The organism is Zobellia laminariae (genome assembly GCF_030553095.1).
Taxonomy (GTDB): domain Bacteria; phylum Bacteroidota; class Bacteroidia; order Flavobacteriales; family Flavobacteriaceae; genus Zobellia; species Zobellia laminariae.
Map to the genome: position 1 here is coordinate 3,551,730 of NZ_CP130738.1, position 16,481 is coordinate 3,568,210.

11 protein-coding genes and 6 pseudogenes are annotated in these 16,481 nt (G+C 36.1%); 9 read left to right on the forward strand and 8 right to left on the reverse strand.

Translation table 11 applies throughout. The annotated features are described in order from the left end of the window. Positions 1-26: 26 nt before the first annotated feature. From purB to Q5W13_RS17025, 3 genes and pseudogenes are all read right to left on the reverse strand, one after another. Positions 27-1,369: pseudogene (gene purB / locus Q5W13_RS17015) on the reverse strand (adenylosuccinate lyase). 136 nt (positions 1,370-1,505) lie between these two features. Then, positions 1,506-2,060, reverse strand: a complete 555-nt coding sequence (locus tag Q5W13_RS17020) for an adenylosuccinate lyase (RefSeq protein WP_304443825.1) — start codon at positions 2,058-2,060, stop codon at positions 1,506-1,508. 22 nt (positions 2,061-2,082) lie between these two features. Continuing rightward, positions 2,083-2,787, reverse strand: coding sequence for an SIR2 family NAD-dependent protein deacylase (locus tag Q5W13_RS17025; RefSeq protein WP_155595835.1), 705 nt, complete (start codon positions 2,785-2,787; stop codon positions 2,083-2,085). 35 nt (positions 2,788-2,822) lie between these two features. Here Q5W13_RS17025 and Q5W13_RS17030 point away from each other — a divergent pair, with 35 nt between their 5' ends. After that, the gene (locus tag Q5W13_RS17030; RefSeq protein ID WP_304443826.1) at positions 2,823-3,494 is read left to right on the forward strand and encodes a TrmH family RNA methyltransferase; all 672 of its coding nucleotides are present in this window, start codon (positions 2,823-2,825) and stop codon (positions 3,492-3,494) included. A gap of 120 nt (positions 3,495-3,614) precedes the next feature. Here the strand turns inward: Q5W13_RS17030 and Q5W13_RS17035 are convergent. From Q5W13_RS17035 to Q5W13_RS17050, 4 genes and pseudogenes are all read right to left on the reverse strand, one after another. Further along, positions 3,615-5,329: pseudogene (locus Q5W13_RS17035) on the reverse strand (alpha-amylase family glycosyl hydrolase). 50 nt (positions 5,330-5,379) lie between these two features. Next, positions 5,380-6,156 (reverse strand): carboxypeptidase-like regulatory domain-containing protein, encoded by a 777-nt coding sequence (locus tag Q5W13_RS17040; RefSeq protein WP_304443827.1) that lies wholly within the window; start codon positions 6,154-6,156, stop codon positions 5,380-5,382. A 104-nt stretch (positions 6,157-6,260) separates the two neighbouring features. Continuing rightward, positions 6,261-8,082: pseudogene (locus tag Q5W13_RS17045) on the reverse strand (DEAD/DEAH box helicase). Positions 8,083-8,223: 141 nt separating this feature from the next. After that, positions 8,224-8,793 (reverse strand): non-canonical purine NTP diphosphatase, encoded by a 570-nt coding sequence (locus Q5W13_RS17050; RefSeq protein ID WP_304443828.1) that lies wholly within the window; start codon positions 8,791-8,793, stop codon positions 8,224-8,226. Positions 8,794-8,877: 84 nt separating this feature from the next. Here Q5W13_RS17050 and Q5W13_RS17055 point away from each other — a divergent pair, with 84 nt between their 5' ends. The 5 genes and pseudogenes from Q5W13_RS17055 (at position 8,878) to serA (ending at position 13,541) form a co-directional block, all read left to right on the forward strand. Continuing rightward, positions 8,878-9,330, forward strand: a complete 453-nt coding sequence (locus tag Q5W13_RS17055) for a methyltransferase family protein (protein WP_304443829.1) — start codon at positions 8,878-8,880, stop codon at positions 9,328-9,330. Between the two features lie 83 nt (positions 9,331-9,413). Continuing rightward, the gene (locus Q5W13_RS17060) at positions 9,414-10,022 is read left to right on the forward strand and encodes a SatD family protein (RefSeq protein ID WP_155595842.1); all 609 of its coding nucleotides are present in this window, start codon (positions 9,414-9,416) and stop codon (positions 10,020-10,022) included. Beyond that, entirely contained in the window at positions 10,023-10,721 is a 699-nt protein-coding gene (locus tag Q5W13_RS17065; protein ID WP_155595843.1) for a DUF3307 domain-containing protein, read from the forward strand. A 7-nt stretch (positions 10,722-10,728) separates the two neighbouring features. After that, on the forward strand, positions 10,729-11,508 hold the full coding sequence (locus Q5W13_RS17070) for an alpha/beta fold hydrolase (protein WP_155595844.1): 780 nt from the start codon (positions 10,729-10,731) through the stop codon (positions 11,506-11,508). Positions 11,509-11,652: 144 nt separating this feature from the next. Next, a pseudogene (gene serA / locus Q5W13_RS17075) lies at positions 11,653-13,541 on the forward strand (phosphoglycerate dehydrogenase). Between the two features lie 69 nt (positions 13,542-13,610). Here the strand turns inward: serA and rlmH are convergent. After that, positions 13,611-14,084: a 23S rRNA (pseudouridine(1915)-N(3))-methyltransferase RlmH gene (gene rlmH / locus Q5W13_RS17080; RefSeq protein WP_304443830.1), complete on the reverse strand. Its 474-nt coding sequence runs from the start codon at positions 14,082-14,084 to the stop codon at positions 13,611-13,613. 130 nt (positions 14,085-14,214) lie between these two features. Here rlmH and nadC point away from each other — a divergent pair. The 3 genes and pseudogenes from nadC to Q5W13_RS17095 all read left to right on the forward strand — a co-directional run bounded on the left by nadC (position 14,215) and on the right by Q5W13_RS17095 (position 16,475). After that, positions 14,215-15,071 (forward strand): annotated as a pseudogene (gene nadC / locus Q5W13_RS17085) (carboxylating nicotinate-nucleotide diphosphorylase). Then, a pseudogene (locus Q5W13_RS17090) lies at positions 15,072-16,038 on the forward strand (YihY/virulence factor BrkB family protein). It begins immediately after the preceding pseudogene. Beyond that, positions 16,035-16,475: a DUF2147 domain-containing protein gene (locus tag Q5W13_RS17095; protein ID WP_214611208.1), complete on the forward strand. Its 441-nt coding sequence runs from the start codon at positions 16,035-16,037 to the stop codon at positions 16,473-16,475. The pseudogene Q5W13_RS17090 and the gene Q5W13_RS17095 overlap by 4 nt, the downstream one beginning before the upstream one ends. Positions 16,476-16,481: the final 6 nt, after the last annotated feature.

Sequence of the window (16,481 nt, forward strand, 5' to 3'; positions counted from 1 at the left end):
TTTCGTTTAGGATATGTGAGTAATTATTAAATTCCAGTATAGTTACTTGGTGTAATTACCTTTAATTCTTGTTTAATTTCATTAGAAACTTCAAGCGTATCAATAAACTCAGCAATAGAGTTCTTATTTATTTTAGCATTGGTTCTAGTAAGACCTTTTAATGCTTCATAAGGATTAGGGTAGCCTTCTCTTCGTAAGATAGTCTGAATAGCTTCTGCAACTACGGCCCAATTATTCTCAAGGTCTTGTTCAAACTTTTCTTTGTTCAATAAGAGTTTGTTCAATCCTTTTAAAGTAGACTGAAAGGCAATAATTGTATGGGCAAAAGGCATACCGGCATTTCTAAGAACTGTACTATCCGTAAGGTCTCTCTGTAGTCTAGATACCGGTAATTTAGCGGATAAGTGCTCAAATAAGGCGTTTGCTATACCTAAGTTACCTTCAGAATTTTCAAAATCTATTGGATTTACTTTATGTGGCATAGCCGAAGACCCAACTTCACCTTCTTTAATTCTTTGTTTAAAATAATCCATGGAAACATAGGTCCAGAAATCACGGTCTAAATCAAGGATAATAGTGTTTATACGCTTAAGGTTATCGAACAAGGCGGCCATATGGTCATAATGTTCAATTTGCGTAGTAGGGAAGGAGTGATGGAGTCCTAATTTTTCTTGTACAAATTTAGTTCCAAAAGCTTTCCAATCAATTGATGGGTAGGCAACTTTGTGTGCATTATAATTTCCGGTAGCACCACCAAATTTAGCGGCACTAGGTATATCGTTCAATAGGTTAAATTGTTCTTTTAATCGAACTGCAAAAACCTCTATTTCTTTACCAAGACGTGTAGGTGATGCAGGTTGTCCGTGTGTTCTGGCTAACATTGGTATTTCTGCCCATTCTTTTGCCAACTCCTTAATTTTGTTCAACAGTGTAGTGTATTCAGGAACATAAACTTCGTTAGTCGCTTCTTTAATAGAAAGAGGAATAGCGGTGTTATTGATGTCCTGAGAAGTAAGACCAAAGTGAATAAACTCTTTATGAGCGGAAAGCCCCAATTTATCAAAAGCAGCTTTTATAAAATACTCTACTGCTTTTACATCGTGATTTGTGGTTTTCTCTATTTCTTTTATTTATGGGCATCAACCGTATCAAAATTAATATAGATTTCCCGAAGCGCTCCAAATTTGGAATTGTCAAAATCTGAAAGTTGAGGTAATGGAATCTCACAAAGGGCAATAAAATATTCAATTTCTACTCGTACCCTGTATTTGATTAGGGCTTCTTCCGAGAAAAACGGTGCCAATGGTTCAGTTTTACTTCTGTAGCGCCCATCTATGGGCGAAATAGCGTTCAAAGCGTTTAGCGACATAACGTTGTTTAAGGTTGATTTTGAAAAAAGCAAAGATACCCTAAGATGGTTAGTATTAAAAGGTTTTAGAGTTTCTTGTTCTAAAAAGATGTTCTAAAAAAAAGTTAATAACTTGGTTTTTATGCCGAATACTTCTTTAGTTTGGCCAAAATATCCTGGCTCTTGCTTTATAAGCAGCGCTGCCCTCTGCATAGCTTTGTTCAAGTATAATTTTCAATTCGGGGTGAATCCATTTATATTTATGACCTAATAGCCATAATGAAGTAATAGAGTAAGCCTTTGTAGCTACTTTGTGTTCGGCTATCAACCAATCAAAACAGGCCGAAGTAATCTGCTCCAACTGACTCTCGGTCATTATTAGTTGTAATTCATTTTTCTGTTTAGAGAAATATGTTTTTGTCAAATATTCACAAATTTTAGCCATGGGTCGTACGGCGGAATCAAAATGAACTCTGCCGAGATTAGCGGTAAAATAATCTAAATGTGGGTAGATAAAAGGTAGGTTTTCTTTTGCCGTAAATTCCAATACCCAGCAGGCTCTATTAGATATAGGATCGTCAACATCAAAGGCAATTTGCATTAATGGTTTTGCCAGTTGCGGGTTTCGTGTAATCAAATCGGCCATTTCTGCTCGTTTTTCACGAGAATGATTTACGTAATCTAGAGCTTTGTAAAGTTCTTCTTTGGTCATTAAAGCAGGAAATTGTACTCTTTTATGATTTTCTTTTGGCTGTTTCTGTAAGTTCTGTCACAAGATTGGGTAAACCTTCTACGGCTGTTTTTGCAATAATAGAAAGGTTATCATAATTGTTTTCTGAAACATTTGGTTGTGGGTCTATAAAATAAATGGGAACACCACTTTGGGCATAATCAATAAGACTTGCTGCTGGGTATACTTGCATAGATGTGCCAATGATTATAACTATATCAGCATTTTGAGTGGCAATTGCTGCTTGTTGTAAAAGAGGTACTGCCTCGCCAAACCAAACAATATGAGGGCGTAATTGGTGGCCTTTTTCACAATAGTCTCCTAAGTTCAAATCTTTTGACCAGGGAATAATCACATTTTCATTTTTGGTGCTTCTAGCTTTAAGGAGTTCACCATGAATATGGATAAGGTTGGTGCTTCCTGCTCTTTCGTGAAGGTCATCTACATTTTGTGTTACAATGGTAACATCATAAAATTCTTCAAGCTTAAAAAGTGCCTTATGGGCTTTGTTTGGGAAAACTTCGGGTAACTGCCTTCGTCTTTGATTATAAAAATCAAGAACTAGTTTTGGGTTCCGGGCAAAACCTTCGGGCGAGGCAACATCCATTACATCATGCCCTTCCCATAGGCCACCCGCATCTCTAAAGGTGTTTATTCCACTTTCGGCACTAATACCAGCACCAGTCAAAACAGTAATTCTTTTCTTCATCGTTATAAAAATAGAGTTTTTATTATATTCGGTACATGGCAGATGAACAACTTCTTGAATATTTAGAGAATTTTATAAGCGAAGAAAGGAAACAACGGTTTTTAGAAGTACTTGAAGACCGAACAAAATTATTAACGGTTGCAATTGAAGATATTTACCAAATGCATAATACGAGTGCCGTAATTCGTAGTTGTGAAGTTTTTGGAATTCAGGAAGCGCATATTATAGAATCGCGGTTTGGTAAGAAGCTAGATAGCGAAATAGCTATGGGCGCGCAGAAGTGGGTAGATGTGCATCGTTATAAAAATACCCAGAACTGTATAGAAGCGCTAAAGCTGGACGGTTATAAAATTATAGCAACTACACCGCATAATGATTCAAATTTTCTTGAGGATTTTAGGGTTGAAGGAAAAACAGCTCTATTGTTTGGTACTGAACGAAATGGGCTTAGCCAAGAAGCGATTGATATGAGTGACGGATTTCTGAAAATACCCATGTTGGGATTTACAGAAAGTTTAAACATATCCGTTTCGGCAGCGATAATTTTGCAGCACTTGACCGTAAAATTGCGAGCTACGGATTTGGAATGGGGATTGACCAAAGAAGAAAAGCTGGAGAAACGATTGGATTGGACTAAAAAATCTGTAAGGAGTATTGACGATATTTTGAAAAGATATGAAACAGAAATCAAAAATGGGGATGCATAAAATGAACGAATCTTTTCAAGACTAGAACCAAGTTGAATTTTTAAGAATAGATGAAGACCCGTGTAATAAAAGCTATGATTTTTGAATGCTTGGTTTTCAAAAATTATAGCTTTTTGTATTCTACTCTTTTAGCTCTAACAGTGCTATATTAAAATCATTCTCTAGAAGCACTTTGCCGTTCGCCACAACAACTTCGGTTTCTGAATAGGTGTCATATAGTTTTGTTCCATCACCAAAGAAACCTTTTACCCAGATAGATTTTTTACCCTTAGGTAAATCTAGTCCTATAACAACCTTGTCTTTAAAGTTTCCTTCAACATAAGTTCTGCTAAAAACATAAGGTTTTTTGCCAAGTCTTTTATGTTTTCCAGCTCCCACTGCCAAATGATTTCTTCTAAAAGTCCCTAGTTTTTTCCAATGTTGCAGTACCTCTTTGGTTCTAGGAAGACTATCTAGCTCATCCCAATTCATAAACGAGCGTAAAGTAGCATCACCTTCAACAGGGTTATCTGTAGAGCCTTCTATGGTTAAATCGCGAGCGGTTTCATCTCCGTAATAAATCTGTGAAGCCCTGGCGTGAGAAGAAGAACATTTGCAGCTCTGAAAGGGTCTTTTCTTTCAGGATCAAAAGGACTTCCGTCATCATGAGAAGTGAGGTAGTTTACTACACTTTTACCGATAAGGTCGGTATTCAACATTTTGTTATACTTACGAAAGATAGATTCATAATCTTTTTTGGCGTCTTCCTTAAGCTCAAAATTGATAAGACTTTTAAATCCATGGGCAAAGTAATCTACTTTCTTGTCATTAAAGTCGTACTCTCTTCCTTTGGAGATGCCATAGTTATAGACTTCGCCAACCATATAGAAAGGCTTGTCATCAAGTACTTTGTCAGGATGCATTTTTTTCCAGTTTTCAAAGGCAAACGACGCTTCCTTGTAAAGTTCTGACCATGCCTCTTCGTTTACATGTTTTACAGTATCTACTCTAAAACCATCTACACCCAGGTTATTGACATAATCAGTAAGCCATTTTATAATATAGTATCTTGGAGCTCTTGGGTAACCGGTTCGTTCAAAGAACAGTTGTAATTCGTCTAGTTCTTGGCTTAAGCGGCCTTCTTCTTTCCATTTGGCCAAAAGTGCATCAGGAAGTTCAACAGGTTCGTTAGATTCAGTTCGGATGTCCGGTAGGTTTTCTACCAAAGTACATTCAACCGTAGTTTCATAGGTAGTAAAATCACATGTAGGTTCTTTTCTGACCCATTCATCTGGCCAAGCTCCATCAATTTCTGTAACTGGCCCTGTGTGGTTGAGGACAACATCTAGCAAGACGCGAATACCATATTTGTGCGCGGTCTTAACCATTGTTTCTAAATCTTTTCTAGTTCCAAAATTTGGATCAAGATTTGTCCAGTCTTTGGCCCAATATCCGTGATAACCGTAGGTATTTCCCGTACCTTCATCCGTACTGCCGTGAATTTGTTCTATAACAGGGGTGAACCATATGGCGTTAATACCTAAGTCTGAAAAATAACCTTCTTCTATTTTTTTTGTAATTCCTTGAATATCCCCGCCCATAAAACCTCTTAAAGGCCCAGTTGGTTCGGTTCGGTCAAAATTTACGTCGTTTTTGGTATTGCCATTATTGAACCTATCGGTCAATAAAAAGTAGATGTTGGCTCCTTCTAAGGCAAAAGGAATATTCTTTTGGGGTTCAATAGATTTGGAAATGGTATCGGTTTTTACCGCTACCTCTTCTACAATATCCTTGCGTTGTTCTTTGCAGGAAGCAAGGATTAGAAGTATAATAACCGCAGAGAGCAGTCTTTTCATAAGAGTTCTATTTTCTCTAAAGCTATAAAATGCAATGGGAAATAGAAAATTTATTTTTTACGATTCAATACTTTGAAATCTTCGTAGCAACTACTTATCGCATCTAAAATTTGCAAATCGTTGGCAGTTTTTATGAACGATTTTGAGTAATTGCAATTATTAAGAATATCTTGAATGTCTAACTTCTCTATCTGAAGCAGTTCCATTAAGACTTCACGATCAAACTTAGAAGCCAAAAGATCACGTATTTGGTCGTCTTCTTTTATTTTTCGTAGTTTTTTCATCTGGTTTGGCTGCTTGCCAAAAAGATTACGTAACAAATCTGCAGGGTTTAAGATAGCACCTAAAACCTTGGTGACGGCACTAGGGTTCTTATTACCTCCTTCGTAGCCTACGGAAAGACCAGATATACTATACTGGTATGCATTGTTTATTGGAGCATTCTTAACATCTATTTCAAGATAGCCTGTAAGCTGATAAGGTCTAACAATTACCTCTTCTAAAGCATAGGCAAGTTCTGTTAAGGCAATTTTAGTGTTCTCAAATTTGAACATGTCATTCGTAACCCTAATTTTTTGAGACTTGAAACCTAAATAGGAAAAGTACAGGATGTCATCTACAGACGCGATAATTGTAAACTCTCCATCATCTTTTGTAATGGTTCCTTTAACCTTGTTCAAGTTTATAATATGAACACTGCCCATAGGGGCATCTGTTTGGGCGTTTACAACTATGGCCTTTATTTCTTTTTCCTCTAGTATTTCTTCTTCTTGAGCGAACGAGAAGCTTGATATAAAGAGCAGAATTATAATTGAGATTGGTTTCATTGCTTTTAGCATACGGGGTTAAAAATACTAAACAAAACAAAAAAATACGCCGAAGCGTATTTTTTAATATAGAATTAACTTAAAATGTAAGTTGTTTTGTAGTCCTAAAAGAAGTCGCTTCTGCTTTTGCTGCTGCTACCACTTCTTCTCTTTCCTGAATGGCTAGATTTACCTCTAGAAGAGCTTCTATTATTGTCTCTACCTCTAGATCTACCACCACGATCACTGCTGTCACGGTCACTTCTTCCTCTGCCACCGCCGCTTCTTCCTCTATTACCACCGCCGCTTCCGCAGGGTTTTTAGAAACTTCAACGTTAATGAATCTACCTTCTAGTTTAAAGTCGGTAAAAAATGAAAGAATTTTTTCGGTATGTTCAGCTTCCGTATTAAAGAAAGAAAATGAATCCTTAGTATCAACCTTGTAAACATCCTCTTTTCCTAGGCTTAAAGTATCACGTAAGAAGTCTTTTAAAGACATCCAATCGTAACCATCTTTTTCTCCAACATTTATGAAATAGCGAACAGATCCGTTAGAAGGTGCACTTGCGCCTCTATCTCTATCTCTATCTCTATCTCCTCTTTCTCTATCACGACCTCGGTCATCAGAGCTGCTTATATCTTTAGTTTTGTTGTAGTAGTTTGAAAAACGCGTAAACTCAACAGATACTATTTTCTTGATAAGTTCATCGCGATCAATGCCTTCAAGAACGTCATTAATTGCCGGTAGGTAATTTTCAACGTCTTTGTTTATTTTAGTATCCTTGATTTTATTGGCCAAGTGATACAGTTGTATTTCGCATATTTCAATTCCTGTAGGAATCTTTTTGGAAAGAAAAGATTGTTGAATCTTTTTCTCCATGGCGTTAATCTTGCGCATTTCACTTCTGGTAATGATTACCATAGAAATACCAGATTTTCCCGCTCTACCTGTACGACCACTACGGTGCGTATAAGTTTCTATTTCATCAGGAAGTTGGTAGTTGATTACGTGTGTAATATCATCAACATCAATACCACGAGCAGCTACATCTGTTGCAACCAACATTTGTATTTGTTTCTTACGAAACGAGTTCATCACTAAATCTCGTTGGTTTTGACTTAAATCGCCATGTAATGCTCCTGCACTGTACCCATCTTCGATAAGCTTTTCGGCTACACGTTGCGTATCTCTTTTAGTTCTACAGAAAACAACCGAGAAAATATCTGGGTTAGCGTCTGCAAGTCTCTTAAGAGCAGGGTATCTATCTCTTCCTCCAACTACGTAATATTCGTGTTGTACAGTTGAAGTTCCTGCATTTTTAGCGCCTACTGTAATTTCAGTAGGGCTGTTCATGAATTTTTTGGCAATGGTTGCTACTTCTCTTGGCATAGTTGCAGAAAACAACCAAGTAGACTTGTCTTTAGGAGTATTCGAAAGAATATCCTTTATATCTTCAAAAAAGCCCATGTTGAGCATTTCATCAGCTTCATCAAGAATACAGTAATCAATTTTGGTAATATCAACAAGACCACGGCTGATCATATCTTTCATTCGGTAGGAGTTGCAACAACTATCTGTGCGCCACGTTTGATCTGTCTTGCTTGGTCTGTTATGCTAGCTCCACCATAAATAGCAACGGTGTTTAAACCTTTTACATATTTAGAGTAAGCTTGTATCTCATTTGTAATCTGCAAACATAGTTCACGAGTAGGGGAGAGTATTAAACCTTGGGTAGTTCTACTGGCGCTATCAAGTTTCTGGATTAAGGGAAAACCAAAGGCGGCCGTTTTACCAGTTCCTGTTTGCGCAAGCGCAACAAGATCCATTTCGCTTTCCAATAAAAGTGGGATTGCTTTTTCCTGTACTTCAGATGGGGTTTCAAAACCCATATCTTTTACAGCATCTAATAGGGGCTGACTTAGCCCTAATTCTTCAAATTTTGTCATAAAAAAGGTATACTTAAATCGCTAATAGGTGTGTTGCATAGAGCGATTATCGTATATAACCTTAGTACTCAGAACAACACCTGCCATACCGGCGGCGTTAAAATTAAGGCGCAAAGGTACGTTTTATTATTTAAATATCTATTATTGTAGAAAATCTAATAGTTTTTTGATAGCTAACCCCCTGTGGCTTATACTGTTTTTAGTTTTTAGAGGAAGCTCGGCAAAAGTTTGTTTATAGCCGTTAGGTTGGAATATAGGGTCGTATCCAAAACCTTTGGAACCTTTCTTTTCTTTTATTATTACGCCTTCTACAATACCGTTAAAGATGTGCTTCTCTTTATTTAAGTTTAAGGCAATTACTGTTTTAAAGTGGGCTTCACGATTTTCTTTGTCTTCTAGATTTTTTAAAAGTTTGTTCATGTTGTCGTCAGCATCTTTTGTTTCGCCTGCATATCTAGCGGAATACACTCCAGGTTCACCATTTAAGATGTCTACTATAAGACCTGTATCATCTGCAAAGCATGCTAGGTCATAGGTTTTGGTAACATAATCAGCTTTTATTTGAGCATTCTCTTCTAAGGTTGCCCCGGTTTCAGGTATTTCATCAAAACAGCCAATATCAGTTAAAGAGACCAATTCTATATGTGGGGGAACAAGTTTTTTAACTTCGTCTAATTTGTTTTTGTTGTGTGTTGCGAAAACAAGTTTCATGTAAATTGATTTAAGATTGTTTTTAAACGAATGCCTTTAGCGGTCTCAAAAATAGTAATTTTGAAAAGCTATAAATATTTTAATATGGAGTTAAAGATACCTCCCGCAGTTGTTTTTCTGATTTTTGCAGGTTTGATGTATCTGCTTGCTACGTTTTTGCCTTTTGGTTATTTCGATTTTTTTGGTAGGTATTATTTAATCATTTTTTTATTGGCTTTTGCTAGTATTGTGTTTACAATTGCTCTTTTTCAATTTTTTCGTTTGCGAACTACTATTGACCCAACTAATCCTTCTAAGGCGAGTAAGTTGGTAGAAAATGGAATTTTTGCCTATTCTAGAAACCCTATGTATTTGGCTTTGCTTTTGCTTTTGTTGGCTTTAGGCGTATGGCTTGGTAATGCATTCAATACTTTGTTGGCAGCTGGTTTTGTCGGGTATATGAATCGATTTCAAATCATTCCTGAAGAGATGGCACTTTTGAAACTTTTTGGTAAAGGATACAAGCAGTATTGTGTAAATGTCCGAAGGTGGTTCTGAATTATAAGCAATATAGCTTATAATATAAAATATTAGCGTTTTAGCTTATATTTTTGTATATTAGCGTTTTAGCTTATATAATTATGATAGCAATAATTACTGGAGATATTATTAATTCCGAGAACCACAACTCATCAGAGTGGCTAGGTATTCTTAAGGATTACTTATCCAAACTGGGTAAATCACCCATAGATTGGGAGGTTTATAGGGGAGACGAGTTTCAATTAAAAATAGCAAAGGAAGATGCTTTACAGGCAGCAATACATATTAAGGCGTTAATAAAAACGGTAAAGGGCTTAGATGTCCGTATGGGCATTGGCTTGGGCGGCGAAACATTTAAGGGGGTTGGTGTTAGTGAGTCCAACGGTCCTGCGTATCATAGGTCAGGAAGAACTTTTGAATCCCTTAAGGAAGATAAACTCAATTTAACTATTGCTACGGGCAATGGCTTTTTTGATGATACTTTAAATCTTATGCTTAAGTTGGCGCTTCATTTTATGGATGATTGGAGCACGGTATCGGCAGAGATAATCGTATTGGCTTTAGATAATCCTGATGCTTCGCAACGTGAAATAGCCGAAAGACTAAATATTCAACAGTCTGCGGTAAGTCAACGTCAAAAAAGGGCTCGTCTAGATTTGGTTCTAGAATTATTAGAGTATTATTCAAAAACTTTAAAAGAATTAAGTTAGATGATTCTGTTCACAAAACTTTTACTGGCACATTTAATAGGTGACTTTTTATTGCAGCCCAACCGCTGGGTCATTCATAAGGAGGCTAATAAAGAAAAATCAAAATACCTCTACGCACATGTTTTGCTTCATTTTGCACTGACGATGCTACTTGTATGGGATTTGAAGTTTTGGAAAATAGCATTGATTATTATGGTTTCGCACTATTTTATTGATTTAGCCAAGTTATATGTTACACCTCTATTTAAGTTAAAGAGTATTCCCTTTTTTATTGATCAAGTGCTTCATGTTCTTGTATTATATTGTTGTGTGTATTATGGCAACCTAATGGAGCATACTGTAGCTCTATTTGAAAACCTAGATTGGCCGTTGGTAACAGCAATTGTATTTGTGAGCTCTCCTGCCGCAATTGTCATGGGTAAGTTGTTAGAAGCCATGTCGGACAAAATAGAATTAGATCATAAATCGCTGCCCAATGCCGGAAAATATATAGGAATCATAGAACGGTTGTTTGTTCTTATGTTCATAATTATGGGTAGGTGGGAAGCCATCGGTTTATTAATCGGAGCAAAATCTGTTTTTCGATTTAATGATTTAAAGGAAAGCAATAACAGGAAACTTACCGAATATATCTTAATAGGAACGCTGCTAAGTTTTGGGCTTGCAGTAATTACAGGAATTATCTATGTTAATATATAGAAACACAATGCACATCTTTTTTGTAGTGGTGTCATTTATGTCCATTACTACTGCATGGGGGCAAACAGAATTTTTCAATTCTTTTGATGATACTAAAATAGCCTACACTGATGAGGGCAAAGGAGATGCTGTTTTATTGATTCATGGTTTTATAAACACTAAGGAATCATGGGAAAGCACAAGCCTAAAAGAAGATTTATTGGCAGAAGGCTTTAGAGTAATTGCTCTTGATTTAAGGGGTAATGGCGAATCTGACAAGCCACAAACGGAAGAAGCGTATAGCTTTGATGCAGAGGTCATGGATATTATGTTTCTTATGCAGCATTTACGGTTAAAAAAATACATGGCCGTAGGTTACTCTAGAGGTAGTATTGTTCTTGCTAAATTATTACTCAAAGATAAGCGTGTTAAAAAGGCGGTATTGGGTGGTATGGGAATCGATTTCACGGATTACCGGTGGCCGCGAAAAATTAAATTCATGAATGCTTTTAATGGAAAAGTAACTGAAGATACCAAAGAAGCGGTAGATTATGCCAAATCTGTTCATGCAGATTTTAGAAGTTTGTATCTGCAGCAGCGTTTTCAGCCCAATACAAGAAAAAGCCACTTAGCTTATGTGCAAGCTAAAGTTTTGGTCATAGCGGGCAATGAAGATTTAGACAATGGTAGTCCAGAAAAATTGCATAAAGCTATTCCTAAGAGTGAATTTGTAATTGTTGAGGGAGACCACAACGGAACTTATAAGACTAAAGCATTTTCAGAAGCGATAGTTTCCTTTTTAGACTAAAATATTCATGGTTTTTACGTCTCTTAAAAATTCAAATCATATCAAAAAGAAGTAGATTAGTTATAAGGATAACTTTTAGCAACATTAGTCTAATTTGGACAGAAATAATCTTTATTTTTGTCCCTTAATTTTTTTAGCAAGGACATGGTAGAAGCAGGTAGGAAATACGTATTCGATTTTGATAGTACTTTAACAAGAGTTGAAGCCTTAGATGTACTAGCCGAAAGGACCCCAAGGCAATTCTAATAAAGACGAAATCATTAAGAAAATTCAGGAAATCACCAATTTGGGTATTGATGGTGATATATCCTTTACAGAGTCTCTTGAAAGACGTATAAAATTATTGCATGCTCATAGAGATGATTTAGGACCGTTGGTAGAAGAGCTGCGTCATAAGATTTCTAAGTCTATTGCTTCCAATAAAGAATTCTTTGAAAAATTCTCAGATGATATTTATGTAATTTCTTGTGGATTTAAAGAATTTATTGATCCTATTGTAAAGGAGTATAACATTCCATCGGATAGGGTATATGCCAATACTTTTGAATTTGATAAAGAGGGAAACATTGTAGGTTTTGATTCTGAAAATGTACTTTCTCAACATAATGGCAAAATACAATGTCTTAAGGACATGAATCTTGACGGTGAAGTTCAGGTTATTGGTGATGGGTATAGCGATTATGTTATGCGCGAAGCCGGTATTGCAGATAAGTTCTTTGCCTACACTGAAAATGTACACCGTGAAAAAGCAGCTAAAAATGCAGATTATATAACTCCAAATATGGATGAATTTCTTTTTGTGAACGATTTACCTCGTAATATTTCATATCCAAAGAATAGAATTAAAATATTGCTACTAGAAAATGTTCACCCGGATGCTTTCAAGAATTTATCGGATGACGGTTTTTCTGTTGAACTGGTAAAGCATAGTATTGATGAAGATGAATTAATTGAAAAAATAAAAGGAGTTCACGTATTGGGTATTCGTTCTAAAACCCAAGTGACTCAAAAAGTATTGGACGCTGCTGATAAGCTTTTGGTAGTTGGTGCTTTCTGTATTGGTACTACACAAATAGATTTGCTTCATGCAAAAAGAAAAGGAGTTGTAGTTTTTAACGCACCTTATAGTAATACACGTTCAGTGGTTGAATTGGCTATTGGACAGATTATTATGTTAATGAGAAGTGTATTCTCTAGAAGTAGTGAAATTCATAGCGGACAATGGCAAAAGACAGCTGAAGGTTCAAGAGAGGTTCGTGGTAAGAATCTTGGTATTGTTGGTTACGGTAATATTGGGAAGCAACTTTCTATCTTGGCAGAAGCCTTGGGTATGCGTGTGTATTATTACGATGTTGATGATAAACTGTCAATGGGTAATGCTAAAAAATGTAACACGTTAGAAGATTTATTAAATGTTTCAGATGTTGTTACTCTACATATAGATGATAATAAAGCAAACAAGGATTTCATAGGCGAGCGAGAAATTAGCCAAATGAGAAACGGGGCCATGCTTATTAACTTGTCAAGAGGTTTTGTAGTGGATATTGAAGCTTTGGCAAAAGGTTTAAAATCTGGTAAAATTGGTGGTGCAGCTATTGATGTATATCCAGAGGAGCCACGTAGTAACGGTGAATTTTATACGCCACTTCAAGGTTTGAATAATGTTATTCTTACACCGCATGTTGGTGGTAGTACAGAAGAAGCACAACGTGATATAGCAGATTTTGTTCCAAACAAAATAATGGATTACATCAACTCAGGTAACACTGTAGATGCTGTAAATTTCCCGAATATTCGTTTGCCAAAACAGCAGAATGCACACCGTTTCTTGCATATACATAAAAATGTGCCTCAATTATGGCTAAGATTAATGAGGTATGCGCTAAATATGGCTTAAATATCTCTGGACAATTCTTGTCTACCGATAGCGAGGTAGGGTATGTAATTACAGATTTGGACAAGAATACAATAAAGATGTTATAAAAGCCCTTAGAAAGGTAGAGAACACTATTAAATTTAGAGTGTTGTATTAGGTCTTGAATAATCTTCGCGATAAAAAAGCCTTCTTTATAAAGAAGGCTTTTTTTTTTTTTGCTTAATTTTTATTGATGATGATAAGGTTCGTTACGAAGTATGGTAAAAGCTCTGTAGACTTGCTCAACAACAAAAAGGCGGACCATCTGGTGAGAAAAGGTCATTTTTGATAAACTGATTTTCCCTTGCGCTTTATTGTAAACATCCGTACTAAAACCATATGGGCCACCAATTACAAAAACAAGCTGCTTAAGGCCTGCATTCATCTTTTTCTGCAAATAACCAGAGAAATCTACTGAGGAAAATTGTTTTCCGTTTTCGTCTAAGAGCACTAGAACATCAGTATTGCTGAGGTTTTTTAAAATGAGCTCACCCTCTTTTTCTTTTTGTTGCGCTTCGGAAAGGTTTTTGGTGTTTTTAATATCGGGTATGATTTCCAATTCAAACTTAACATAGTGTTTCAATCGGTTCTCATATTCAGAAATTAGCTGCAATAAAGCCTTGCTATCTGTTTTTCCTATTGCAATGAGTTTTACGGTCATACAGCAAATATAATTTGAAATAATAAGTTTTATGTATTGAGGTATGCACCTATTCTAATAAATAAGCCTTGGGCTAAGGTCTATAAACCCCCAACTATTTACTAATTTAGCTATAAGTAAAATCCCGTACATGATTTCCAAAGAACAATTCCAAGAAGAAATAGATTATATCATAAAAAATGCCATTCGTGAAGATGTTGGCGATGGGGACCACAGTTCGTTGGCCTGTATTCCTGATACTGCGAAAGGAAAAGCAAAGCTGTTAGTGAAGGACGAAGGCATTATTGCTGGAGTAGAATTTGCTAAAGAGGTCTTCAAATATGTGGATTCTAACATGGAGATAGAAACTCTAATTAACGATGGCTCTCCGGTAACATGGTGATATCGTTTTTTACGTTTCAGGAAGTTCACAGAGTATTTTAAAAGCAGAACGTTTGGTTTTGAATGCTATGCAACGTATGAGTGCTATTGCTACAAAAACAAATTCGTTTGTAAAGCTATTGGAAGGTACAGGAACTAAAATTCTTGATACTAGAAAAACTACTCCCAGGTATTCGTGCTTTGGAAAAGTGGGCCGTTAAGATAGGTGGAGGTGAAAATCACAGATTCGCTTTATACGATATGATTATGCTAAAAGATAATCACATAGATTTTGTGGGAGGCATAGATAAAGCCATTCAGAAAACTAAAGATTATTTAAAGGAAACTAATCGTGATCTAAAAATCATTGTGGAAGCAAGAGATTTAGATGAGATAAAGCAAATTCTTGAGGCAGGTGGTGTATACCGTATTCTTATAGATAATTTCAATTATGAAGATACCCGTAAAGCGGTCAAATTAATTGGTGATACCTGTTTAACAGAATCTTCGGGCGGAATTAATGAGGATACTTTGCGCAAGTACGCGGAGTGTGGTGTGGATTATATTTCTTCTGGTGCGCTTACCCATTCGGTGTATAATATGGATTTAAGCTTAAAAGCGGTATAAATGTCGCAAGATATAGAGAAGAGAATTGAAAAAATTCCTATTGTCAACTGGGTCGCTCGTTTGCTGAAACAAGTAAAACTACCGGCTTTTGAAGGACTATCTCTTTATGACTTAATTGAAATGTATATTCTTGGTGTTTTCCGAGGAGCCATTTCTACGCGTGCCAGTGCCATTGCTTTTAGCTTGTTTTTGGCGTTATTTCCATTGCTTATATTTTTGATTACGTTAATTCCCTTTATACTGCCGTATGTAAGTGTAGGTAATGATAATTTTGATTCTCAATTCCTAGTGTTTTTAGAATCCTTCTTGCCTTCGGCAACTAGTGATTATTTTGGAGAAATTTACCAACAAATAAAAGATCAGAAACAAGGAGGGCTATTGTCTTCCGCTTTTTTGTTTTCTATTTTTTTGATGGCGAATGGAGTTAATGCTATTTTTGGAGGGTTTGAAAATTCGTATCATGTAGAATTGACTCGGCATTTCTTCCGTCAGTATTTATATGCACTTATGGTGGGCTTAATTCTGTCAATTTTGTTAATTGTAGGCGCTGTAGCTTATGGTTATTTTGAGTTGTATATAATAGACTACCTAAGTGTTTGGGCCGCTAAATAAGGGGTATGACCTTACTGAGAATGATATTGTGGGTGCTAAGATAGGTAAGGTGTTGTTTTTCATTATTTTATCTTATTTCACTACCGCTATATTGTATTATTTTGGAACTACAGAAGGCAAACATGCTCGGTTTTTTTCAGCAGGAGCATTTATGACTACTCTACTGTTCATGTTAACCTCATACCTCTTTGGTGTTTATGTAGAAAAGTTTGCTAGATACAATGAATTGTATGGTGCTTTAGGAGGTTTATTGATACTTATGGTCTATATCTGGTTAAATTCTAATATATTGTTGCTCGGGTTCGAGCTTAATGCATCGTTGAACTCTTTAAGAAAAACATACACTAAGAAATGAATACAAGCGCAATTTTAAGTTTTTTTGTTTTTATCTTCATGTTATCTCCAGTAAGTCACTCTCAAGGAGTTTTTGGAAAATGGAAAACCATAGACGACCGTACAGGTAAGCCAAAAGCTATCATTGAAATATATGAAGAGGATGGAATGATGCATGGTAAAATTATTGAAATAGTAGAGGAGGGGAAGGAAAATTTTATTTGTGGCAAGTGCGAAGGAGATAGGAAAGACAAGCCTGTACTAGGTATGACCATAATTGAAGATGCAGAACATCATGGGAATGGTGTTTATAAAGGCGAGACTCTTTTTGACCCTCAACAGGCTATGACTTTTAGATGTAAAATTTGGCTTAACCCAGAAAACCCTAATGAACTTAAGGTAAGGGGGTATTTAGCTTTTATTTATCGTACCCAGACTTGGGTGCGTGTAGAAGGATAGAATTCG